This is a genomic window from Spongiactinospora gelatinilytica (genome assembly GCF_003236385.1).
GTDB lineage: Bacteria > Actinomycetota > Actinomycetes > Streptosporangiales > Streptosporangiaceae > Spongiactinospora > Spongiactinospora gelatinilytica.
Genome location: NZ_POUA01000039.1, coordinates 1 through 23,664, shown reverse-complemented (window position 1 = coordinate 23,664; position 23,664 = coordinate 1). Strand labels below are relative to the sequence as shown.

Sequence of the window (23,664 nt, the reverse complement as noted above, 5' to 3'; positions counted from 1 at the left end):
CGGTGACCCCTAGGAAGCCATGATTCCCCCGGCGCAAGCACCTGCCCGCCCCACGACCATCGCCGAGCCCTCGGCCGAAGAGGCCGGAATACGCCGCGGCGCGATCCGCGTCCTGCTGGCCAACTGGACCGGCGCCTACACCGTGCCCTCCCGCAGGCTCTACCCCCACCAGTGGAGCTGGGACTCGGCGTTCATCGCGATCGGCGCCGCCCGCTGGTCGCCGCGCCGGGCCCGCACCGAGCTGATGACCCTGTTCGGCGGGCAGTGGCGCGACGGCCGGGTTCCGCACATCGTGTTCAACCCGGCGGTGCCCGAAGACGCCTACTTCCCCGGCCCGGCCTTCTGGCAGGCCACCGCGCCCTCCGGAGCGCGGACCTCGGGCATCGTGCAGCCCCCCGTGCACGCGCTGGCCGCCTGGCGGGTGCACCTGGCCGATCCGGACCGCGCCTTCCTCTACCGGATCTACCCCCGGCTGGAGGCCCAGCACCGGTTTCTGCGCACGTCCCGGCGAATGTCGGGGTCGGAGCTGGTGTCGATCGTGCACCCGTGGGAGTCCGGAATGGACAACAGCCCCATATGGGACGCCCCGCTGGCGAAGGTCGCCGCTCCGCACATGCGGGAGCGCCGCCGCGACCTCGCGCACGTCGCCGCGGGCGAGCGGCCCACCGACCGCGACTACGCCCGCTACACCGCCATCGCCGCCGCGTACCGCGACGCCGGCTACACCGGCCGCACCGGTTTCGTGGTGGAGGACCCGCTGTTCAACGCCCTGTACGGCGCGGCGGAGGCGGCGCTCGCGCGGATCGCGGCCGTGGTGGACGCCGACCCCGCCCCGCACCTGCGCAGGGCCGAGGAGATCACCCAGGCCATGCTGGAGCGGCTGTGGGACCCTTCGGGCGGCATCTTCCGCGCCCGAGACGCCCGCACCGGCGAAATCCTGCCCGAGGACAGCGTGGCCGGGCTGGTCCCGCTGATCCTGCCGGGCCTGCCCGCCGACGTCGCCGACCGGCTGGTGGCCACCGCCGTAACCAGGTTCGGCCTGAAGGACGGCACGCTGCTGCCGAGCTACCCGCCGGGCGGGGCCGCCTTCGAGCCCGCCCGCTACTGGCGCGGCCCGAGCTGGCTGAACACGAGCTGGCTGGTGCTCGAAGGGCTGCGCGCAACCGACCCCGGGCTCGCCCACAGGCTGGGCGCGCAGGTGCTGCGGGCGGTGCGCGAGGCCGGGTTTCGCGAATACTTCAACCCGTTCACCGGCGAGGGGCACGGCTGCGGCGACTTCGGCTGGTCCGCCGCGCTGGCTCTCGACGTGCTCGCCGACCCCGCGCTACGCGCTCAGTACCGCCTGGACCGCGTGCCTGCGCCGCTCGGCCAGCTCGACCAGCAGCGCGGGGGCGTCGTCGAAGGCGGCGACCTCGGTGATCAGGTGCTCGCGTAGCGCCGATCCGCGCGCGCGGAGCAGGCCGATGGTCTCGGCGGACAGCCGTTCGCGGTCCCACAAGTGCGCCATGCCGCGCGGCACCCGGCCGATCTGCGCGCAGCGGACGCCCAGCCCGTTGTGATGAAACTCCTCGCCGAGCCGTACCTGCTCCGCGCCGTCGGTGTAGAAGGCCAGGTCGATGACGGTCCCCTGGGGGCGCAGCAGGCGCAGCGCCAGGGCCAGCGCGCCCGGCCGGCCGCGGCACTGGAAGACCACGTCGGCCCCGCGGTCGCCGGGGCCGCGCCGCCAGCGCTGCTTGACCGTCAGCGGCGCGTCCACCGCCTCGGGGTCCAGCGCCCGCGCGCCGAGCGCCTCGGCGGCCCGCCGCCGCGACGGCGTGCCGTCGATGACGATCACCTCGGCCGCGCCGTGCTCCAGCGCGAACGCCGTGACCAGCAGCCCGACCACGCCCGCGCCGGTGACGGCCACCCGCCGCCCGCGCACCCCGTCGCCGAGCTGCCCCGCGGCCGGGCCGTAGACGTCGTGGGCCGCGTGCAGCAGCCCGTTGGCGCAGATCGGGCCCATGTGGGCGACCCAGATGCCGAGCATCGGGTCGATCTCGCCGGGCAGTTCGACGAACCGCTCGGTCATCGGATCGGCCACGTGCACCGTGCGGTGGCCGTACGTCATGGCGACCACCGCGCCCTCCGACACGGCGGCGGTGCGGCTCTCGGTGACCCGGCCCACCTGCATGTAGCCGATCCCCGTGACCGGGTACTCGATGGCCGGCTCACCGTCGGTGAACAGGCCCAGCCCGCCGTCCCAGGAGGTGCGCAGGTAGGGGTTGGTGCCCTTGAGGTAGGTCAGTTCGGTGCCCGCGGAGATCCCGCTGTAGAGGGTCTCCACCCGGAACCGGCCGTCCGCCACGTCCGGCACCGCCTCGGTCACGATCTCCGCGCGGCCCGCCGCCGGGATGCGGAGCACCCGTCCCTCACCCATCGCCGTCCTCCAACGCGACCGGCCGGCCGAGCCCGGCCGAGGAGGTGAGCGCGCAGGCCAGCCGGTGGGTGCGCAGCGCCTCCTGGTACGGCGCGCGCACGTCGTCGCCGGTTCCGCGCACCGCGTCCACGAAGGCCCGGTCCACCCGGGTGCGGGCATGGCCTGGGTCGCGTTCCACCCGCCTGCCCTCCGAGGTGTGCGTCACCAGTTCGTCCTCGCCGAGGTCCAGCGCGATGCCGTCGGCCTGAACCTCCAGCCCCGCCCGGTGCTTCCAGCCGAGCAGGCAACTGGTGGCCAGCAGCCCGGCCGCGCCGTTGCGGAAGCGCAGCACGGCCGCCGTGGCCCGATCGATGTCGCCCTCCTGCCCGTCGGTGGCGGCCGAGGGCACCGCGTGTACCTCGCCGACCTCGCCGACCAGCGTCCGCGCCAGGTCAAGGACGTGGATCGCCTGTTCGAGCACCTGGCCGCCGGACATCGCGCGGTGCGGCCACCAGCCCACCGGGGGGATCTTGTCCAGCCAGTGGGCGAGGGCCAGCCGTACCGGACGGCCGTCCAGCAGGGCGCGAGCCTGGTCCAGGACGTCCAGGTAGCGCCAGTGGTGGCCGACCGCGGTCGGCACGCCCCGCCGGGCCGCCTCGGCGGCTATCTTCTCGGCGGTGGCGGCGTCCAGCGCGAGCGGCTTCTCCACGAACAGCGGCAGGCCGAGGGAGAGCGCGTCCAGTTCGGGAGCGCCATGGGCGAACGGCGGGACGCAGACGTACACCGCGTCCAGCGAACCCGCCGCGAGCAATGCCTCATGCCCAGAATATGCGGGCACCCCATATTCGCCGGCGAGTACTCGTGCTTTATCAAGCACTGTGTCGGCGATTCCGGCGATTTCCACGTCCGGGAACGACGACAGCACCGCGGCGTGGCGCGCGGCCACATTCCCCGCGCCCACGATGCCGATCCGTATGCGATTCACGACGATGGACTGCCACCAGCACATCCGCTCAAACCGGCGATGTGATGTTCATTCATCTCAGATCAGGGCAGTCAGTGTCGCACCCAACGTTCCACCGATCGGGGAAGGCGATGGACCATGAGGTACCGGTGTACCCGCGGGTAGACCTGCAGGGCGGCGCGATGGACGCGTACGCCAAGGTGCGGCGCTGGGCTCGGCGGCGCACCAGCAGGGCGACCGACTGGCCCCTCGACCGGCTCGTGGCGGCCAAGGGAACGCGCGGGGTGAGCGTCATCCTGCCCGCAAAGGACGAGGCGGCGACGGTCGGCGGGATCGTCTCGGCGATCCGCACCGGCCTGCCCGCGCTGGTCGATGAGATCCTGGTCGTCGACTCGCGCTCGGCCGACGCCACCGCAAGGGTCGCGGCGGAGGCGGGTGCCAGGGTCGTCCACCAGGACGCCGTGCTCCCGCACCTTCCCGCGCTGCCCGGCAAGGGCGACGCGCTGTGGAAGGGACTCGCCGCCGCAGGCGGTGACTTCGTCGTGTTCGTCGACGCGGACCTGCGCAACTTCGGCCCGCACTTCGTCAGCGGCCTGCTCGGCCCGCTGCTCACCACCGAGGAGATCGGGTTCGTCAAGGCGCTCTACGAGCGCCCGCACATCACCGAGGACGGCGTCACGCACCCCGGCGAGGGCGGCCGGGTCACCGAACTGGTGGCCCGGCCCTTGCTCAACCTTTACTGGCCGGAGCTGTCCGGCTTCGTCCAGCCGCTCGGCGGCGAGTACGCCGGTCGGCGGGACGTGCTGGAACGGGTCCCCTTCGTCAGCGGCTACGGGGTCGAACTGGGCCTGCTCATCGACCTGCTCGGGATCATCGGGCTGGACGGCATGGCACAGGTCGACCTCGGCGACCGCGTACACGCCCACCAGTCCACGGCCGCGCTCGGCCGGATGGCCGGACAGATCCTGCTGACCGCGTGGTCCCGCCTGGACCGGCAGGGGCGGATCGTCTCATCCGAACCCCTGAACCCCTACCTGCTCCAGTACGAGCGGGGACGACCACGGGTCAGCGACGTCAGCGTCGCGGAACGGCCACCGCTCGCCTCGGTGGCCAGGCAGAAAGCGGGGCGGCAAGGATGAACCTCACCGTGTTGATGAACAGCGGGCCGTGGCTGGCCGTGCCGCCCGCCGGGTACGGCGGGATCGAGAACGTGGTCGCCACCCTGGTCCCCGAACTCCGCAGCCGGGGCGTGCGCGTGGTGCTCGCCGCGGTCGGTGACAGCACCCTTGAGGTGGACGAACGAGTGGCGGTCTACCCGGAGGGGCGGTTCCCTCTGCTGCAACGGCCCTACAACCAGGTCATGGGCGTGCCGCACGCCCACCTGGCCAAAGTGGTGGCCGAACTGCGCCGCCGCCACGACATCGACCTCGTCCACGACCACGTGGAGGTCGTCGGCCCCGCCGTACTGTCCGCGCTCGGCGACGAGGGGCCGCCCGTGCTGCACACGCTGCACTGGGACCTCGCCAAGCACCCGCACTTCTACGGGGCCTTCCCCGGCGACCGGATCCGCACCAACGGGGTGTCCCGCTCGCAGCTGGACCGGGCCCCCGCCGCGCTGCGCGACTCCGCGCTCGGCTTCGTCCACCTCGCCACCCCGCTCGCCGGGTGCGCCCCGGTGGCGGGCAAGGAGGACCATCTGGTGGTCATGGGCCGGATCTGCCATCTGAAGGGCCAGCACGTCGCCGCCCGGCTGTGCCAGAAACTCGGCATCCCGCTGGTGCTCGCCGGTCCGGTGGGGCCGGTGGACGATCCCGACGAACTGGCCGCCGTGCTGGACGACCCGGACGACCCCCACCACGCCAACCCCGACGTGCGCTACTACGCGGGCAGCGTGGCCCGTTACGTGGACGGCGACATGGTCCGCTGGGTCGGCTCGGTGACCGGCGAGGAGCGCGACCGGCTGTACGGGTCGGCGCGCGCCGCGCTGTTCCCGCTCCAGTGGGACGAACCGGGCGGCACGGCGGTCGTGGAGGCGCTGGCCCTCGGCGTCCCGGTGGCCGGGCTGCGCAGGGGCGTACTGCCCGAGATCGTCGAGCACGGGCGTACCGGGCTGCTCGCCGACACCGAGGAGGAACTCGCCGAACTTCTCGGCAGGATCGGCGAGATCGAACCGGAGGAGTGCAGGTCGGTGGCGCGCGAGCGGTTCACGCCGGCCGTGATGGCCGAGCGATATCTGGAGCTTTACCAGGAGGTAACCTCAACACGGCGGCGTGACAGGAGTTAGTGTTTCCGGCTGGTGAGGAAGTCGGTCTTTCCAGCGGGAGATCATTGTTGACTGAGCAGGTGGGGCGTCGCTCAGAGGACCAGGAGGGCGAGCCGGAAGGCGCCCGCCGGGCCTCTCGCGTGGTCCGGCGCGAACTGGGCATGGGCGGCACGCTCGTGGCCGTGGCCTTCCTGTGCGCCTCGCTGTCGCCGTCGCTGCTGCCCCGCCCCTGGGCGTTGCAGGGCGTGGTCGCCGGGCTCGCGGCGGTCCTCGGCTATGGGCTCGGCAGCGCGATCTCCGCGGTGCTGCGCCGGGTCTTCGGGCTCATCCCGAGCCCGCGCGCCCGGCGCGTCGCCTGGCGGCTGCTGGTGGCCGGCGGCGCGGCGGTGGCCCTGTCGGTGCTGTGGTTCAGCGCCGACTGGCAGCGCGAGATCCGGCTCAGCGTCGGCATGGACCCGAACATCGTGTGGTTCATCCCGCTGATCGCGCTGGTCGCCCTGGCCACCTTCACGGCGCTGCTCGCCCTGGCCCGCGCGGTACGGCTGGGCACCCGCAAGCTGATCGCGCTGCTCGGCCGCTTCGTGCCCGCGCTGGTCGCCAAGGTCGCGGGCCTGGCCGTCGCCGGCTTCCTGGTCTCGGTGTTCGCCAACGACGTGCTGTTCGACGGGTTCGTCGAGGTGATGAACAACACCTCCTCGCTGGCCAACGGCTCCACCAGCCCGGGCATCCACGCGCCCGCCTCCAGCAGGCTGTCCGGCGGTCCCGGCTCGCTGGTGTCGTGGAGGTCGCTCGGCCGTACCGGCCGCGACCTCATCGGCACCACGCCCACCAAGCAGCAGCTCAGCACCTTCGCCGGGCGCCCCGCCAAGGACCCGATCCGCATCTACGTCGGACTGGACTCCGCGCCCACCATGGCCGAGCAGGCCCGCCTGGCCGTACGCGAGCTGGAGCGGACCGGCGCCTTCGACCGCGCGGTGCTGGCCGTGATGGGCACCACCGGCAGCGGGTGGGTCGACTCCGACGGGGCCGACTCGCTGGAGTACATGTACGCGGGCGACACCGCCATGGTCGCCGTGCAGTACTCCTACCTGCCGAGCTGGCTGTCGTTCGTGGTGGACCAGACCAAGGCCGCCGAGGCGGGGCGGGCGCTGGTCTCGGCGGTGGAGGCCAGGCTGGCCACGCTGCCCGCCGGCGGCAGGCCCCGACTGGTGGCGTTCGGCGAGAGCCTGGGGTCGTACTTCGTCGAGCAGGGGTTCGGCGGCGACCTCGACGACCTGCTCACCGCCACCGACGGGGTGCTGCTCGCCGGGCCGCCGAACGCCAATCCGATCTGGCGCTCGGTCGTGGCCCGGCGCGACCTCGGCAGCCCCGAGTGGCGGCCGCTCTACCAGGGCGGTAAGCAGGTGGCGTTCGGGCAGACCCCGCACGACCTGGCCGACGCCGGCCGGCCCGGCCTGGTCTACCTGCAGAACGCGTCCGATCCCGTGGTGTGGTGGAACCCGTCACTGATCTGGCGCAAGCCGGCCTGGCTGGCCGAGCCGAGCGGCCCCGACGTCGCCCCGGCCATGCGGTGGTATCCGGTCGTGACGTTCTGGCAGGTCGTGGTGGATCTCACCATCGCCCTGGGAGTGCCCGACGGGCACGGCCACCGCTACGGCCCCAACCTGGTGAACGGCTGGGCCGCGGTCGCCGCCCCGGAGGGCTGGACCCCTGCCGACACCGACCGGCTCCGCACGCTCATCCAGTACCGGTAGGTGATTCGCCGCCCTTCACCCGGTCGATCCATGAGTGCCATTCGGCCCGGGTGAACTCCAGCACCGGCCCCGCCTCGTGCTTGCCGTCCCGGACCGCGACGCCGCCGCCCGGCAGCGCCGCGACCTGCACGCAGTTGCCGCCGTTGCACCGGGAGGAGATCTTCCACCGCAGACCGGAATGCCGGTCATCACCCGGATTTTCCATCGACTCTCCTTGTCATCGGCCGAGTTACGTGCCGGGCGCGCCGGCCGGTCGCCATCACTCCGCGTACGATCTGCTGATCTCCGCGATCCGGGCCATCGACCTCGCCGGGTCGAGCCCCGCCGCGCGGAGGCTTTCCAGGGCCTCCCGATAGATCTCGATCTCGGTGGGCTTTTCGAGATAGATCAGCCCCATGAGACCTTCGACGAAAACGGTGTCGGGCACCGCCGGATCGGAAAGCTGGAGGAAGGTGAACGCGTTGTCCAGCCCCATGTGCGCGCCCACGCTGAACGGCACGACCTGGACCACCACATGCGGCAGCTCCGCCAGCTCCACGACGCGCGCGAGCTGGGCCCGCATCACGCCGGGGCCGCCGATGTGCCGGTGCAGGACCGATTCGTCCAGCACCGTCCAGTAACGCGGCGGCGACTCGCGGAACAGCAGTTCCTGCCGTTTGAGCCGGGTCTCGACCCGCTCCTGAAGGACGTCGGGCCGGATGCGGGGGAGCACGCCCTTGATCACGGCCCGCGCGTAGTCCTCCGTCTGGAACAGGCCGGGCACCAGGCAGGTCTCGTAGACGGTGATCGAGGTGGCCGCCTCTTCCAGGCCGATGAAGCCGCGTACGTCGGGGTCGTCGTACTGCTGCCACCAGCCCGGTTGCTTGGCCTCCTGCGCCATCGTCATCAGGGTCCGGGTCTCGCTGGGGTCGCCCGCGGCATAGATGGCGGCGAGGTCGCGTACGTCGCGCAGGCTCGCCGCGCGCTGGGCGGTCTCGATGCGGCTGATCTTGGCGGGTGAGCAGAGCAGCTTCTGGGCCACCTCGTCGATGCTGAGGCCCGACTCCTTGCGGAGCTCGCGCAGGCGGGCGGCGAGCTGGCGGCGCCGGAGGGTGGGATTGGCTGCGGCCATCGGCGCTCACCTCATCACGATGCCGCGGGGACCTGGCGGAATCGGTCGTCCGCGGGCGGTCTGCCCCGCCTGCGAAGCGATCCTGACTGCCAACGATAGCCCGGTATGGCAGGCACGATAGGTGACCGCCACAGGTACATTCCTGTGGCAATTGCCGGGGGCATGTCGTCTTTGGCAACGATCCGGCGTAAAAGGAAAGTAGGTCTCCTGCCGGGATTCAGCAAGATCGAAAGGAGGGCCGGGAGCGAGGGGGCCGGGGGGTGCGCCCCGGTCCCGCGGTCGCCGATCCACGAAAGCCGGGCCGGTGCGGTGGTCATTGGGCCGGCTTCCCGATGAATCGGAAATTTCTAGCCAAAAAATAGATGACGGGGATTCATGCTTGTTGAGAATTACCACTGGAGAAGCGGTCCTTGGGCACTCGCCTGCCGGCGGGTGCTGATGTGGACCTATGCCCTGGGCGCGGAGGTGTTCGGCGAGGTCGACTCCTTCGCGTTCGTCGTCGGGTGGGAGACCGCCCGCCCGGCGCCGTTCGCGCGCGCGTACCGCGATCCCCGCTTCCGGGCGTTCACCGTCTGCCCCGGATGCGCGGGAAGCGGCGAGGCGCGCACCGGCCCCGCCGTACGGCCGGCGACGCCGGCGCCGAAGTGCCGCGGCTGTGGGGGCCATGGCCGGGTGAAGCGGCGGGGCATCCGTTCTGTCTGAGGTCGGCAAATAGAGCATGAAATAGCGGGATTATGAGGAATTTGATGTATTGGGGGGATTCTCGCCCCTACTCCTCCGGCCCGGATCCCGCTCTCTTCTCCCAAGCCGCCCGGCCGCGCATGGCCGTACCCGTAAATGGGCATAACCCCTCACCGCTGAAGGGCGGTGCGATGACGGAGATATGGCCGGGTGACCCCTACCCGCTCGGCGCGACCTACGACGGCGCGGGCACCAACTTCGCCCTCTATTCGGAGATGGCGGAGAAGGTGGAGCTGTGCCTGTTCGACGACGCGGGGAAGGAGACCCGTGTCCGGCTGACCGAGGTCGAGGGCTTCGTCTACCACGGCTACCTCCCCGGCATCGGCCCCGGGCAGCGCTACGGCTACCGCGTCCACGGGCCCTACGAACCCCGCCAGGGCCGCCGCTGCAACCCCAGGAAGCTGCTGCTCGACCCCTACGCCAAGGCCATCGAGGGCGAGGTGACCTGGAACGAGGCGGTGTACGGCTACCGCTTCGGCGCCCACGACAGCCGCAACGACGCCGACTCGGCCCCCTACGTCCCCCGCTCGGTCGTGATCAACCCGTTCTTCGGCTGGGGCCACGACCGGCCGCCCGCCACGCCGTACCACGACACCGTGATCTACGAGGCGCACGTGCGCGGCCTCACCATCAGGCATCCCAAGATCCCGCCGCGCATCCGCGGCACCTACGCCGCGCTCGGCCACCCCGAGATCATCGACCACCTGAGCGGCCTCGGCGTCACCGCGCTCGAACTCATGCCGGTCCACCAGTTCGTGACCGACCAGGCGCTGGCCGACCGGGGGCTGACCAACTACTGGGGCTACAACACGATCGGCTTCTTCGCCCCGCACAACGCCTACTCCTCCACGGGCCGCCGGGGGGAGCAGGTGCTGGAGTTCAAGGCGATGGTCAAGGCCCTGCACGAGGCGGGCATCGAGGTCATCCTCGACGTGGTCTACAACCACACGGCGGAGGGCAACCACCTCGGGCCGACGCTGAGCATGCGCGGCATCGACAACGTCGGCTACTACCGGCTGGTGGAAGACGACCCGCGCTACTACCTGGACACCACCGGCACCGGCAACAGCATGCTGATGCGCTCCCCGCACGTCCTCCAGCTCATCATGGACTCGCTGCGCTACTGGGTCATCGAGATGCACGTGGACGGCTTCCGCTTCGACCTCGCCGCCACCCTGGCCCGCGAGCTTCACGAGGTGGACCGCCTGTCGGCGTTCTTCGACCTGGTCCAGCAGGACCCGGTGCTGTCCCAGGTCAAGCTGATCGCCGAGCCGTGGGACGTCGGCCCGGGCGGCTACCAGGTGGGCAACTTCCCGCCCAGGTGGACCGAATGGAACGGCCGCTACCGCGACACCATCCGCGACCTGTGGCGGGGCCAGCCGGCCGCGCTGCCGGAGTTCGCCTCCCGGCTGACCGGGTCGAGCGACCTCTACCAGCTCGACACCCGCCGCCCGGCCGCCTCGATCAACTTCGTGACCTGCCACGACGGGTTCACCCTGCGCGACCTGGTCTCCTACGACCACAAGCACAACGAGGCCAACGGCGAGGGCAACCGCGACGGCACCGACGACAACCGCTCCTGGAACTGCGGCGTGGAGGGCCCCGCCTCGCTGACCGTGGAGGCGCTGCGCGAGCAGCAGAAACGCAACTTCCTCACCACGCTGTTCCTGTCCCAGGGGGTGCCGATGCTCTCCCACGGCGATGAGCTGGGCCGCACCCAGCGGGGCAACAACAACGCCTACTGCCAGGACGACGAGCTGTCCTGGGTCGACTGGTCGGACGTGCGGGAGAACTGGCTGCTGCTGGAGTTCACCAAGAGCCTGGCCGGGCTGCGGCGCGCGCACCCGGTCTTCCGGCGCAGGCGGTTCTTCTACGGCCGCCCGGTGCGGGGGTCGGACGACGGGCCCGGCGAGGGCTTGAGCGACATCGTCTGGCTCACCCCCGCGGGGGAGAAGATGACCGACGCCGACTGGAACGAGGGCGAGGCCCGCTCGCTCGCCGTCTTCCTGAACGGCGACGCCATCACCGAGCCCGACCGCAGGGGCCGCCGGATCTCCGACGACTCCTTCCTGCTCATGTTCAACGCCCACCACGAGGTCATCAAGTTCACGATTCCGAAGGACTACGGCGAGATGTGGCTGACCGAGATCGACACCGCGATGCCGATCACCTTGGACACCCGGGCCTGCCGGGCCGGTGAGGACGTGGCCGTGACCGGCCGTTCGGTGCGGGTGCTGCGGCGTGTCTGAGACCTCCTCCGCACCCGTGTCCACCTACCGCGTCCAGCTCACGCCCGAGCACGGGTTCGCCGAGGTCGCCGCGCTGGCGCCGTACCTGGCCGGGTTGGGGGTGACTCACGTCTACCTGTCGCCGGTCCTGCAGTCGGTGCCCGCGTCCCAGCACGGCTACGACGTGACCGACCACTCGCGGGTCCGCGCGGAGTTCGGCGGCCTCGCCGGTTTCCGCGCCATGGCGGGCGCGCTGGCCGCGCACGGCCTGGGCATCGTGCTGGACATCGTGCCCAACCACATGACCGTGCCGGTGCCCGAATCGGGAAACGCCCAGCTGTGGTCGGTGCTACGGGAGGGCGCGGCGTCGCCGTACGCGGCGTGGTTCGACATCGACTGGGGCGAGGACGGGCGGATGACCATGCCGGTGCTCGGCCCCGGCGCGGAGGACGACCCGCCGCGCCCGCAGGGCGGGGTGCTGCGCTACCACGACCACGAGTTCCCGCTGCCCGCCGACCACTACCGGCTCGGCTACTACTGGGAGGGGCCCGGCTACCGGCGGTTCTTCGACGTCTCCTCGCTGATCGCGCTGCGCGTGGAGGACGAGGAGGTCTTCGAGGCCACCCACCAGGTGATCCTGTCCCTGGTCGGGGAGGGGCTGGTGGACGGCCTGCGGGTCGATCACCCCGACGGCCTGACCGACCCGCGCGGCTACCTGGCCCGGCTGCGCGAGCGGTCCGGCGGGGTGTGGACGGTGGCGGAGAAGATCCTCGTGGGCGAGGAGCGGCTGCCCGCCGACTGGGCCTGCGACGGCACGACCGGCTACGACGCGCTCAACCGGATCACCGGCCTGTTCGTCGATCCGGAGGGCGGCGAACCGCTCGTGGCGGAGTTCGCCCGGCGTACCGGGGTCTCCCGCGACTACCCCGCCGTGGTCTACCAGGCCAAGCGCGAGGTGCTCGACCTGTTCTTCACCACCGAGGTGGACCGCCTGGTCGCCGCCCTGGGCGGCCCGCACCTGCGGGCCGCCGCGGTCGAGCTGCTGGCCGCGATGCCCGTCTACCGCGCCTACGTGGTGCCCGGCGAGCCGCCGCCCGCGCAGGCCGTCCGCCTGGTGGAGGACGCCGGCCGGGTGGCCGCCGCCCGCCTCGGCGACGAGGCCGCGGTCGCCGAGGTCGTCAAGCGGGTCCTGTACGGCACGCCGGAGGCCGTGGTGCGCTTCCAGCAGACCACCGGCCCGGTCATGGCCAAGGGCGTGGAGGACACCGCCCTGTACCGCTGGTACCCGCTCGCCTGCCTCAACGAGGTCGGCGGCGAGCCCGGCGAGTTCGGCGGCTCGGTCGAGGAGTTCCACGACTACTGCGCCGTGCTCCCGCCGGGCACGATGACCACGCTGTCCACCCACGACACCAAGCGCAGTGAGGACGTGCGGGCCCGGCTGGCGGTACTGTCGGAGATCCCCGACGAGTGGGCGCGGGCGGTGGACGACTGGTCCTCGCGGGTGGCCTTCGATCCGGCGCTCGACTACCTGGCCTGGCAGAACCTCGTGGCCGCCTGGCCGATCGATCCGGCGCGGTTCGCCGCGTACCTGCACAAGGCGGCCAGGGAGGCCAAGACCGCCATCTCCTGGGTGCGCCCCGACCCTGTCTACGAGCACGGCCTGGACGACTTCGCCGCCCGCGCGGTGGCCGAGTGCGGCGACTCGGTGGCCGCGTTCGCCCGGCGGATCGAACCGCACGCCATGGCCAACTCGCTGGGCCAGAAGATCGTCCAGTTGATGATGCCGGGGGTCCCCGACGTCTACCAGGGCAACGAGGTCACCGACTTCTCCCTGGTGGACCCGGACAACCGGCGGCCGGTACGGTACCCGCGCGTGCCGCACGGCGAGTGGGACGCGGCCAAGCTGCTGCTCACCAGGTCCGCCCTCGGGCTGCGGCGGCGGATGGGCGGCGGCCTGCCGTACGCGCCGCTTCGGGCGCAGGGGCCCGCGGCCGGCCACGCCGTCGCCTTCGCCCGCGGCAGGCGGTCGGCGCCGGTGGCGGTGGCGGTGGCCACGCGCCTGCCGGTGGGCCTGTCCCGGCGCGGCGGCTGGGGCGGCACCTGGCTCCCGCTGCCCGCCGGGCGCTGGCGCGACCTGCTCACCGGCCACCTCCACACCGGCCGCGTCCCGCTGGCCCACCTGCTGTCGAGGTACCCCGTCGCACTGCTGGAAAGGGAAGTCATCGATGCGCAATGACGGCTGGACCTTCGAGGTTTGGGCCCCTCGGGCCGACAGCGTGGAAGCGGAGATCGGCGGCACCCGCCATCGAATGCGCCGGACCGGCGAGCGGGGCTGGTGGTCGGCCACCGTCCCCGGCGCCGGCCACGGCACCGACTACGCGTTCATCGTGGACGGCGACGGGCCCTACCCCGACCCCATGTCCCGGCGGCAGCCCGAGGGCGTCTTCGGGCCCAGCCGGGTCTACGACCACGACAGGTTCACCTGGAGCGACCACGACTGGCGTGGCCGCGACCTGCGCGGCGCGGTCATCTACGAGATGCACGTCGGCACCTTCACCGTGGGCGGCACCTTCGCCGAGGCCGTCCGGCGGCTCGACCACCTGGTGGAGCTGGGCGTCGACTTCGTCGAACTGCTCCCGGTCCCGCCGGTCCCCGGCCGGCACAACTGGGGCTACGACGGGGTCGACCTTTGGGCGGTCACTGAAAACTACGGCGGCCCCGACGGGCTGAAGATCTTCGTGGACGCCTGCCACCGTGCCGGGATCGGCGTGATCCTCGACGTCGTCTACAACCACCTGGGCCCGTCGGGAAACTTCCTGCAACCGTTCGGCCCGTACTTCCACGAGTCGCTGGGGAGCTTCTGGGGCCAGGCCGTCAACCTGGACGGGCCGGGGTCGGACGAGGTCCGCCGCTACATCATCGACAACGCGCTGTCCTGGCTGCGCGACTTCCACATCGACGGCCTGCGGCTGGACGCCGTCCACGCGCTGCACGACAAGCGGGCCGTCCACCTGCTGGAGGAACTGACCGTCGAGGCCGACCTGCTGGCCGTCTCGCTCGGCAGGCCGCTGCTGCTGATCGCCGAGTCCGACCTGAACGACCCCCGCCTGGTCACCCCCCGCGACGCCGGCGGATACGGCCTGGACGCGGTCTGGGACGACGACGTACACCACGCCCTGCACGCGGCGCTGACCGGCGAACGGCACGGCTACTACGGCGACTTCGGGTCGATGGCCGTGCTGGCCAAGACGCTCACCTCGGCCTACCTGCACGACGGCACCTACTCCAGCTTCAGGGGGCGCGGCCACGGCCGCCCGGCCTGGCACATCCCCGGCTACCGGTTCGTGGCGGCCTTACAGAACCACGACCAGATCGGCAACCGCGCGGAGGGCGACCGGCTGCCGGGCGAACTGCTGCGGGTGGGCGCCGGGCTGCTACTGACCTCGCCGTTCACCCCCATGCTGTTCATGGGGGAGGAGTGGGGGGCGCGTACGCCGTTCCTGTTCTTCACCGACCACGTGGAGCCCGAACTCGCCGAGGGCGAGGCGGACCGGCGGCGGCGGGAGTTCGTCGACCACGGCTACGACGACTGGGCGGCGAAGGCCCCCGACCCCCAGGACGAGACCACCTTCCTGCGCTCCAAACTCGACTGGAGCGAGCTGGAGCACGACTCCCACCGCTCCCTGCTCAACTGGTACCGCGACCTGATCGCGCTGCGCAGGGCCATGCCGGAGCTGACCGACCCGCGGCTGCGCGAGGTCGCGGTCGACTTCGACGAGGACGCCCGCTGGCTGGTCGTCCGCCGCGGCACGCTGCGCGTGGCCGCCAACCTGGGCGCCGACCCGGTGGACCTGCCGCTGCCGCACTCCCGTGTCCTGCTGGCCTCTGACGAGGACATCACCCACGACTTCGCGCGCGTCACGCTTCCCGCCATGAGTCTCGCCATCCTGAAAGCCCCCTGACGGGGGGTCTGCCTGGGGAGAGCGTCGTACAGGGATGCGGGCGCGCGGGGCGGGGTAGACCCGGAGAAGTCCCCCTGACATGGACGGTCATGGCGGGGGAGGACGGCAGGTGCGGCGACGAACGCTCAAGGTGTGGCCGGGGAGCGGGCGGTGACGCACGGGTTCCCGGCGCGGCCGGTCACACACGAGCACGGAGACCACGACGTCCCGCCGCACGCGCGGCGGCGGCTGGCCACCTGGGCGGCGTTCGCCGCGCTGGGCGGGTTCCTGTTCGGCTACGACACGGGGGTGGTCTCCGGGGCCCTGCTGTTCATCAGGGAGGATTTCCGGCTCGGCCCCTTCCAGCAGGGCAGCGTGGTCAGCATCCTGCTGCTCGGGGCCATGGCCGGCGCGCTCGCGGCGGGCCGGCTCGCCGATCGGTACGGCAGGCGGCCCGCTCTCATCGTGATCGCCGTCGTCTACACCATCGGGCTGCTGCTCGCCGCGCTGTCCCCCGGCTACCCGCTGCTGCTGATGGCCCGCCTGGTGCTCGGCCTCGGCGTCGGCGGCGCGTCGGCGATCGTGCCGGTCTACCTCTCCGAGATCGCCCCCACCCGGATACGCGGCCTGCTGGTGTCGCTCAACCAGCTCCTGGTCACCATCGGCATCCTGGTCTCCTACTGCGTCGATCTGGCGCTGGCGGGCACCGCCAACTGGCGCGGCATGTTCGCCGTCGGGCTGATCTTCTCGGTGGCGATGTTCCTCGGGGTGCTCACCGTGCCGGAGACACCGGCCTGGCTGGAGCGCAACGGCCGGCACGACCGGGCCAGGCGGGTACTCGGCGCGCTCCACCCGCCGCACGCCGTGGACGACATCCTGCCCGGCTACACCAGGTCGCGCGAGGAACAGGGCGGCAAGCAGACCTGGCGGCGGCTGTTCGCCTCCTCGGCCAGGCCGGCGCTGGTCATCGGGCTGACACTGGCCGCGCTGCAACAGCTCGCCGGGATCAACACGATCATCTACTACGCGCCGAGCATCATGGAGAAGACCGGGCTCAACGCGTCCAACTCGCTGGTCTACGCGATTCTGATCGGCGCGATCAACGTGGTGCTGACCGCGATCGTGCTGCCCGTCGTGGACCGGCTCGGCCGCCGCCCGCTGTTGATCATCTCGCTGACCGTGATGGCCGCCGCGACCGTGCCGCTCGGCCTGTCGTTCACGCCGGTCGCGGGGGACGCCTCCAGCGCGCTGGCGCTGGGCTCGATGCTGGTCTACATCGCCGCGTTCGCGGCGGGCCTGGGGCCGGTCTTCTGGCTGCTCAACTCGGAGATCTACCCGCCGTTCGCCAGGGCGCAGGCGGCGGGGCTGGCCACGATGGTCAACTGGCTGGCCAACTTCGTCGTCGGCCTGACCTTCCTGCCGCTGGCGGCGGCGATCGGGCAGGCGCTGACATTCTGGATCTTCGGGGTCATCTGCGTGCTGGCCCTGGTCTTCGTGATCCGCTCGGTACCGGAGACCAAGGGCCGGTCGTTCCGGCAGATCGACGAGGAGCTACAGCACAGGTGATCGCCTGCCGTGGATCGGCAGCGGCTCGGTCGGCGGCCTCGCTTGCGGAGCTGTGCGCGTCCATTGCCCGGCACCCAGGGCCGGGGAACAGATGCACCAGTGTGGTGGGGGCCGCGCAGTCCAGGGGCGGATGGACCACTGGCCGTGGCCACCCGCGAGCCGTTCGCTGCGGGGGCGACCTTCCTCTTCCACCGTCTCCCGCGATCACCACCTACTACCGGCCCGCCCCCACCTGGAGTACGCCGGGAAACACGCCGGCAACACCGACTGCTGGAGGTGGTTGCCGTCCGGTCCGGTCAGGCGTTGGCCCGGCCGTGGCTCAGCCAGCTTGTTACCCAGCGCGATCGGCTCGGTCGGGTCCCTGCCGGGTCCTCTCGGGAACCGGCCTGAGCAACTCCTGCGAGACGCTGACGTGGTCTGGGTGCCGGAGCGACTTCGCCAGGCGGGCGACGAAACGCCGTTCGGCGTCGAGCAGCGTCAGACGGTACTCCTCCTCCGCGAGGAGCACCCAGGCGACACCGTGATCGACGGCGTCCTCGACGTGGGCGCGCACCTCGTCAGCCTCCGTCGCCAGCGCCTCCGACCGGTGGTCGAGCAGCCCGGCCGCCTCGGCCGGCTCCAGCGCGCCGAGCAGGGACAGGGCCACGCCTAACTGCGGATACTCCGCGCGGGGGAGAGCGACCGATTCGCGCATCCAGTCACGCAGCTCGGCGCGGCCCTCGTCGGTGATCGCGTAGACGGTACGTTCGGGGCGCTGGGTGTCGCGTACGGTCTCCCGTTCGGTGACGAACCCGGCCTTGCGGAGCTGCTCGACCACCATGTAGAGCGAGCCGCGGTTGTACCTGATGTGGCGGTTCTTGCCGCTTTCCAGCAACCGCCTGCCCAACTCGTAGGGGTGCATCGGCTCCCTGAGCAGCCCGGCGAGCACGGCCAGTGCCAGCGGATTGGCGACTTTGCGGTGCTTTGCCACTGCTTCTCCTCAGAGCCGATTAGTCAGGATCGACTATATCGAGCGGAGTGGCGGCCCGTTGTCCACAGAACGCGGTTCGGCGGCGCGGGAGCGGGTGGTTTCCGTGAATGCTTGCGGCATCGGTGCCATAAGGCGCCGCACCGCAAGCTCGTTGCAAGGAGGACACCGATGAAGATCACGTTTCCGCTGCCGGCCGAGACGAGGTCGGTCTTCGTGGTCGCGGCGGCCCGCGTTCCGCGCACCCTCGAACCGATGCTGCCGTGGCGGATGCGCCGGCCCTACAGGAGGGGCGTGCTGGAGTCCCTGGGCACCCGCCGCCTCTCGATCTCCACCTGGCGGGCGGCGGCGTCACCCTGGCGCGAGCTGAAAGACCGGTTCATCGGCGGCGAAGAGTACGCACGCCTGCGCCGCGCCCGCCGCCACGTCGTCATTTCCAGCCTGGCCCCGCCCACCGCCCACCCGGCCGCGGCCCAAACCGCCAGAGCCGCGGCCCGCGCGGTCGCGAGCATGTGCGACGGCCTCATCATTGACCCGCTCACCGCCTCATCCGTCTTCCACTGCGACGACTGCCCAGGCGAACGCCCATCCTTCACCCTCACCGACGACTGGCTCACCTGGGGCCCCGCCGGCCCTTTATGCCCCTGCCACCTGCCGGATGACCACCATCCCCCCGGACATGCAGAACGCATACTGGACGATCGCTCGGCCCCCTCTCAGGGCCTTGCCCTATCACCCGCCCGCCAGCCCCATCCACTTGACGACCGGCGTTCTCCTCCGCGGGGTAGTCAGGCCGCTGGTCTATTGACCGTACGGCGTTCGCGGCCCCCGGATGACCCGCCGGGCGATGAACGGCTCCCTCCACCAGGTGCCCTGGCTGCGCCGTATCCCGGTATGGCGCGGTCGCCTGGCGATCAGGGAGCTGAGTCATCAGGCGATCCTGGGCGTCGTATGTCTAGTGACCGGGGCTCCGACGGGCACCCCGATGGATTTGGCGAGGGGGTCGATGTCGGTCGGCCTCGCCCATCTGGCGATGAAGGAACCGGCGTGTTCGGCGATCGGGAGCCCCATCTGGCATACGACGAGGCTGCGTACTCGTCTGGTGGTCCGTATAGCCGACCATCGCGGCCTCCCGGTGATCAGAGGTTTTCCCCGCCTGGTGATCGGGGCTTCCTTTCGCTGGATGGCGGGCAGTATGGCGTGTTTGATCAGGGGCTCGGCTTCGGGTGGTCTCAGTCGCCCGGCGATCGGGAGTCCCGCCTGGCGTCTGGTGACTGGGGCTCCCATTCATCAGATGGCCGGCAGCCTCGTGCGCTCGATGAGAAGGGCGGTGTTGGGCGGTCTCAGCCGTGTGGTGATGGGGGAACGGGCGTGCTCGGAGATCGAAGGCCCCGTCGGGCGTCTGACCAGGCTGCGTACTCACCTGTTGATCAGGGATTTTTCATAGCTGGCGCTTCGGGGCCCTGTCCGTCAAGTGACCAGGGGATTCACCTGCTTGGTCAGGACATTCCTGTCCCGGCTGACCAGCCTTCCGGCTCGCGGGGTGATCGAGGGTTCCGGCTAGTGCATGATCAGAGGTCCAACTCGCCCCGTGACCCGTATGGGCGGCCACCGGGCGACCATGGACCCCAGTCGTCAGGTGGTGCGCGTTCTTTCTCGGGGAGAGAGCGGTGCTCTTGGGATGATCGCGAGCCCGAAGCACCAGGTGACCAACGTCCTCGTGTATCCAGGGATCCGGGTTCACGTGCATCTGCTGACGAGCATCCTCGCCTACAACATGATCAGCTCTTCTGGCCGTTCGACGCGCAGGGAGCCGACCGTCCCGGTGATAGGGACTCTCAGCCATATGGAGACCCCAGGACTGGCCTGTTCATTGATCAGGTGCCGGGACCGCCGGGTGATCGGCATTCCGATAGGTCTGGTGACCAGAGGAACGGTCGATCGGTCGATCAGAGATTCCATGCAGGTGCCGATCGGCGTTTTCACCCATATGGCGATCGGCGATCCAGCCTGGTCGGCGTTCAGCAGGTCCGTCCCACCGAACATCCGTATGCCAGGGCCACAACTCATCAACGCTCCAGCCCGCCGGGTGATCGGCCGCCCTGTCCGCATGTGGTCAGCAGGGGGCTGCGAAGGTTCGGGCTGCCTGAGATCGTCGCCCGCGTCTCGCCTTGCGGCCATGGCCTGTGCACGGCCGGCTTTGTCCGCGCCGTGGCCGAGTCGCTGCTCACCTCCCATTTCGACTGGCTCACCTCTCACCCGATCGCCATGAGCCGCACCATCGATGACCGTCTGCTCATCGAAGACATGGACATCCGGCTCGGCTGGCTGGAACCCGTCGTCACCCCCGGTCTGGGGCAGGCTGCGGCCGGATGCCTGGAGGTCAGCGTGGCTCCCTCGGCCGGGCTGTGCGTGATGACCGAGTCCACGGCTCTCTTCACCTCCCGAGTGCGTTATGGCACCTGACCGTCCGCCAGCGCCTTGCAGGCCCCGGAAAGCATGGTCCATATCCATATCGCGCGTGCCGCCCTCAACGCGCCCGCCGCCGGGGGTGAGACCGCGTTCCGCCATGCCGGACGGGGGAGGGAAGATCGCGCAACGCAAGGGCTTCGGCCGTGGTGAGACCTTCGCGGGCCGCTGCTCGGAGACGGGCACGGACCTGGGCGCTCGTGTGAGGGCGGTACGCCGGCCCCGGCCCGCAACCGCAGAGCTCGAAATTCTCGTACCGCAGACCGGCTTGCAGGACGGCGGTCACCGCCGCCCAGCGGCGCCGATCGCCCCTACGCGGGGCGGCGAAATCGTGACCCGCATAGATCATTGGTTCGCGACATTGGGCGCAGAAATGCACCTCGCCACCCCACGGGAGCTTGCGGGACCGGCGGCACCCGACGCACACATAGTGGACCTTGAAGTTGGCCCTCGCGACCGCTCTGCACGAAACCCGCCACGTCGCCCAATTGGGCTGCTGCCGCAGGTTCGGGATCGGGCCTCGCTCACTCAGGGGAAGTGAGGCTCGATCACGCAAGGACCATTTCCCCACCGGAGAGGTTTCCAGGCGTCATGGCGATGGCACCAGGGTCGCGGGCCTCCAGGAGAGCGAAAAGCGGGGCACCACGGCTAGGAAGGAGGGAGATGACGCTCCAGGGATTCGAGTTTGGAGGTCATGGCGTCGTCCACGCCGGGGCGGATGTCGGCCTTGAGTACGAGGCTCACCCGAGGGGCCACCTCGGCGACGGCTTCCACGGCGCGCTTGACGACGTCCATGACCTCGTCCCACTCGCCTTCGAGTGTGGTGAACATGGCGTCGGTTCGGTTGGGGAGGCCGCTGTCGCGGACGATTTGGACGGCCCTGGCCACCGGCTCGGCGACACCTTCGCCGACGCCGAGCGGGGTGACGGAGAAGGCGACGATCATTGGTCTTCCTCCTCCTCTTCGTCCTCGTCGAGGTCTTCGGCGAGCGTCACGCTGAGCACCGCATCGCGTGGCTCCACCTCGTCGATGTGCTCGATGAGGGCGCGCACATGGTCGGGCTGGATGAGCCACTGCAGCGCACTCGCCCCGCTCTCGTCGCCGGTGACCGCGGCCGACTGCTCCTGGCGCTGCGACTCGTCGAACCCGTGGTCCGGATCGCGCAGCTCGGCCAGAGCGGCGGCCTGGAGTGCGTCGACATCGAGCACCTCCACCGTCAGCTCCAGAGTGATCCGCAGGTGGCGCTCGCCGTCCGGTTCCGCTTCAACGCGGGAAAGGTCCCCGTTCATAACGGAAACCCTAATGCGCCTACGGCAGTTTCCACTCGACCGGTGCGGCGCCCTGCTGCTCAAGCAGCTCGTTGGCCCGGCTGAACGGGCGGGAACCGAAGAACCCGCTGCGCGCCGAAAGCGGGCTGGGGTGCGCGGATTCGATGGCGGGCACCTGGCCGAGCATCGGACGCAGGTTGCGCGCGTCACGGCCCCACAGGATGGCGACCATCGGCTTGGCGCGGGCGACCAGCGCGTGGATGGCCTGCTCGGTGACCTGCTCCCAGCCCTTGCCACGGTGGGAGGCGGGCTTGCCGGGCATCACCGTCAGCACCCTGTTGAGCAGCAGCACGCCCTGTTCGGTCCAGGGCGTCAGGTCGCCGTTGGACGGCGCGGGGTGGCCGAGGTCGGCCATGTACTCCTTGTAGATGTTGACCAGGCTGCCCGGCAACGGGCGCACGTCGGCGGCCACGGAGAAGCTGAGGCCGATGGGGTGGCCGGGCGTCGGGTACGGGTCCTGTCCGACGATCAGGACCTTGACCTCGTCGAACGGCTGCTGGAAGGCGCGCAGCACATGGGCTCCTGCAGGCAGGTACGACCGCCCGTCGGCGATCTCCTGGCGCAGAAAGTCTCCCATCGTGGAGATCGCATCCGCGACCGGCTCAAGGGCTTGCGCCCACCCTGCTTCGACGACTTCGTGCAACGGACGTGCGGCCATGTCCGCAAACTCTAGTGCCACGGAAGCCCGCTCGCGGCGGCTATCCAAAAAACGATCAAACCCGCCAGAGGACTCCCCATCAGCCCTCTTTTCCGTCGGCCCGGCGGCGGCGAACAGACGATGCCACCCCGCCATTCCGAGGCCCCCGCCAATGCCATCCCACCCCACCCTCGGGGGCGTTATGTCCATCTTCGGAGAGGGCGGCGGCGGGTGAGATCACGTCCGCGCACGCCCCGGCGCTCACCCCAGGGCCCGGCCGCAAGATCCACCGTGCCCGAACACCGCCCATGGAGGCATCCCGCTTGGGGAGTGCGCCCCTCGTGCGGGCGTGCTACATGGGGCGGTCTACGGCGGGGATGTCCTGCCGGGTGGTGTGATCGGGAGCGTGGAAATCGGGGGTGGTGAGTCCACTTCACCGTGATCCGGCAGGTCACGGGCCCGTTGTGGGGCGGCCAAGATCAATCATCGCCGCCAGGGGTCTGAGTGCTGTTCTCCGTGCTGCGCTGCCGTTGTCATCCCAGGCGCTGATCCCTCTCGCCGGGATACTCCGCCGGCACCGCGGGCGCTGAAGTCCACCAAGCGTCGCCTCACGCCCGGCCGACAGGCCATGGTCGTGCTGGTCCACCTGTGCGAAGGGGAGCCCTCGCCGAGATCGTCGCGGGGGTCGACGTCGGCACGGCGACCGTCTGGCGCTACGTACAGGAGGCCGTCACCCTGCTCGGCCGCCGTTCGCCCCGCCTGGATCAAGCCATCCGTGCGGCCGAACGGGCCGGATACGCGTTCGTGGTCCCTCATCTCGATCGACCGCCTGGCCGCCGACCGCTCCGGACGGTACTCCGCTGGGGCCTTGGGGTCACTGCCCGGCTCGGTACACGATCTGAGGGCCGCCCGTATCTGGGACATCATCCGTCGCGTGTAGGCCGGGGATTGATCACGCTTGCGGACATGGCGTACGTCGGCGCAGGTGAGGGAGTACTTGTGCCGCGCAAAAGGGGCGCGACAAGCGGCAGTCGCGTGCCATGCTCCAAGGCCACGGCGAACGCGCCAACGCGATGTAGAAAGCCTGGCGGGTCCTGGGCAAGCTCCGCTGCTGTCTGCTCCACGGAGGTCAACTCGTCAAAGCCATCCTCGTTCTACAACTCCACGAAGCCCGCTGAAATAGGTTTCGCGAAGGGCGGCCACGCCGGCTGCGGGGAAGTTCGACCACTCTGTTGGACTGTCTGGTCCAGTGGGGGACAAGGGGGGGATTGAGAGGCGAATTCGCGTTGTTGTGGGGGGG

General features: G+C 70.7%; 19 protein-coding genes. 10 read left to right on the top strand and 9 right to left on the bottom strand.

The window, feature by feature from the left end; all coding sequences use genetic code 11:
- The first annotated feature begins 19 nt into the window (after positions 1 to 19).
- Complete coding sequence (locus C1I98_RS07965) at positions 20 to 1,435, top strand: MGH1-like glycoside hydrolase domain-containing protein (protein WP_111166428.1); 1,416 nt, start codon at positions 20 to 22, stop codon at positions 1,433 to 1,435.
- Here the strand turns inward: C1I98_RS07965 and C1I98_RS07960 are convergent.
- Both C1I98_RS07960 and C1I98_RS07955 read right to left on the bottom strand, forming a co-directional pair.
- Positions 1,325 to 2,416 carry a zinc-binding dehydrogenase gene (locus C1I98_RS07960; protein ID WP_111166427.1) on the bottom strand — a complete coding sequence of 364 codons (1,092 nt, stop codon included), beginning with the start codon at positions 2,414 to 2,416 and terminating at the stop codon, positions 1,325 to 1,327. The genes C1I98_RS07965 and C1I98_RS07960 overlap by 111 nt on opposite strands.
- Positions 2,409 to 3,380 carry a Gfo/Idh/MocA family protein gene (locus C1I98_RS07955; protein ID WP_111166439.1) on the bottom strand — a complete coding sequence of 324 codons (972 nt, stop codon included), beginning with the start codon at positions 3,378 to 3,380 and terminating at the stop codon, positions 2,409 to 2,411. The genes C1I98_RS07960 and C1I98_RS07955 overlap by 8 nt, the downstream gene beginning before the upstream one ends.
- Positions 3,381 to 3,541: 161 nt before the next feature.
- Here C1I98_RS07955 and C1I98_RS07950 point away from each other — a divergent pair, with 161 nt between their 5' ends.
- From C1I98_RS07950 to C1I98_RS07940, 3 genes are read left to right on the top strand one after another with little or no spacing between them, the layout of a single operon-like run.
- A complete protein-coding gene (locus tag C1I98_RS07950) occupies positions 3,542 to 4,498 on the top strand; it encodes a glucosyl-3-phosphoglycerate synthase (RefSeq protein ID WP_111166438.1) in 957 nt (318 codons plus the stop codon).
- Positions 4,499 to 4,512: 14 nt separating this feature from the next.
- Complete coding sequence (locus C1I98_RS07945) at positions 4,513 to 5,643, top strand: glycosyltransferase (RefSeq protein ID WP_233507437.1); 1,131 nt, start codon at positions 4,513 to 4,515, stop codon at positions 5,641 to 5,643.
- A gap of 47 nt (positions 5,644 to 5,690) precedes the next feature.
- Positions 5,691 to 7,376, top strand: coding sequence for an alpha/beta hydrolase (locus C1I98_RS07940; RefSeq protein WP_233507421.1), 1,686 nt, complete (start codon positions 5,691 to 5,693; stop codon positions 7,374 to 7,376).
- Here the strand turns inward: C1I98_RS07940 and C1I98_RS07935 are convergent.
- Both C1I98_RS07935 and C1I98_RS07930 read right to left on the bottom strand, forming a co-directional pair.
- Positions 7,360 to 7,581 carry a DUF397 domain-containing protein gene (locus C1I98_RS07935; protein ID WP_111166425.1) on the bottom strand — a complete coding sequence of 74 codons (222 nt, stop codon included), beginning with the start codon at positions 7,579 to 7,581 and terminating at the stop codon, positions 7,360 to 7,362. The genes C1I98_RS07940 and C1I98_RS07935 overlap by 17 nt on opposite strands.
- A gap of 54 nt (positions 7,582 to 7,635) precedes the next feature.
- The gene (locus tag C1I98_RS07930; protein ID WP_111166424.1) at positions 7,636 to 8,487 is read right to left on the bottom strand and encodes a helix-turn-helix domain-containing protein; all 852 of its coding nucleotides are present in this window, start codon (positions 8,485 to 8,487) and stop codon (positions 7,636 to 7,638) included.
- A gap of 438 nt (positions 8,488 to 8,925) precedes the next feature.
- Between C1I98_RS07930 and C1I98_RS07925 the strand changes: the two genes are divergently transcribed.
- From C1I98_RS07925 to C1I98_RS07905, 5 genes are all read left to right on the top strand, one after another.
- Entirely contained in the window at positions 8,926 to 9,189 is a 264-nt protein-coding gene (locus C1I98_RS07925) for a hypothetical protein (protein ID WP_146607330.1), read from the top strand.
- A gap of 170 nt (positions 9,190 to 9,359) precedes the next feature.
- Complete coding sequence (glgX, locus tag C1I98_RS07920; protein WP_111166422.1) at positions 9,360 to 11,477, top strand: glycogen debranching protein GlgX; 2,118 nt, start codon at positions 9,360 to 9,362, stop codon at positions 11,475 to 11,477.
- A complete protein-coding gene (treY, locus tag C1I98_RS07915) occupies positions 11,470 to 13,692 on the top strand; it encodes a malto-oligosyltrehalose synthase (RefSeq protein ID WP_111166421.1) in 2,223 nt (740 codons plus the stop codon). The genes glgX and treY overlap by 8 nt, the downstream gene beginning before the upstream one ends.
- Positions 13,682 to 15,418: a malto-oligosyltrehalose trehalohydrolase gene (treZ, locus tag C1I98_RS07910; RefSeq protein ID WP_111166420.1), complete on the top strand. Its 1,737-nt coding sequence runs from the start codon at positions 13,682 to 13,684 to the stop codon at positions 15,416 to 15,418. Before treY ends, treZ begins: the two co-directional genes overlap by 11 nt.
- 150 nt (positions 15,419 to 15,568) lie before the next feature.
- Complete coding sequence (locus C1I98_RS07905; RefSeq protein WP_111166436.1) at positions 15,569 to 16,963, top strand: sugar porter family MFS transporter; 1,395 nt, start codon at positions 15,569 to 15,571, stop codon at positions 16,961 to 16,963.
- A gap of 331 nt (positions 16,964 to 17,294) precedes the next feature.
- On the opposite strand, the gene C1I98_RS07900 is transcribed toward C1I98_RS07905, so the two are convergent.
- Both C1I98_RS07900 and C1I98_RS07895 read right to left on the bottom strand, forming a co-directional pair.
- A complete protein-coding gene (locus C1I98_RS07900; RefSeq protein WP_111166419.1) occupies positions 17,295 to 17,933 on the bottom strand; it encodes a PadR family transcriptional regulator in 639 nt (212 codons plus the stop codon).
- Positions 17,934 to 18,211: 278 nt separating this feature from the next.
- A complete protein-coding gene (locus tag C1I98_RS07895) occupies positions 18,212 to 18,442 on the bottom strand; it encodes a hypothetical protein (protein ID WP_146607329.1) in 231 nt (76 codons plus the stop codon).
- 1,699 nt (positions 18,443 to 20,141) lie between these two features.
- Here C1I98_RS07895 and C1I98_RS07880 point away from each other — a divergent pair.
- Positions 20,142 to 20,396 (top strand): hypothetical protein, encoded by a 255-nt coding sequence (locus C1I98_RS07880; RefSeq protein WP_146607328.1) that lies wholly within the window; start codon positions 20,142 to 20,144, stop codon positions 20,394 to 20,396.
- Positions 20,397 to 21,047: 651 nt separating this feature from the next.
- On the opposite strand, the gene C1I98_RS07870 is transcribed toward C1I98_RS07880, so the two are convergent.
- The 3 genes from C1I98_RS07870 to C1I98_RS07860 are packed head-to-tail and all read right to left on the bottom strand — an operon-like array spanning position 21,048 to position 22,385.
- Entirely contained in the window at positions 21,048 to 21,344 is a 297-nt protein-coding gene (locus C1I98_RS07870; protein WP_111166413.1) for an MTH1187 family thiamine-binding protein, read from the bottom strand.
- A complete protein-coding gene (locus tag C1I98_RS07865; RefSeq protein ID WP_111166412.1) occupies positions 21,341 to 21,688 on the bottom strand; it encodes a hypothetical protein in 348 nt (115 codons plus the stop codon). Before C1I98_RS07865 ends, C1I98_RS07870 begins: the two co-directional genes overlap by 4 nt.
- 19 nt (positions 21,689 to 21,707) lie before the next feature.
- On the bottom strand, positions 21,708 to 22,385 hold the full coding sequence (locus C1I98_RS07860) for a uracil-DNA glycosylase (protein WP_111166411.1): 678 nt from the start codon (positions 22,383 to 22,385) through the stop codon (positions 21,708 to 21,710).
- Positions 22,386 to 23,664 lie beyond the last annotated feature (1,279 nt).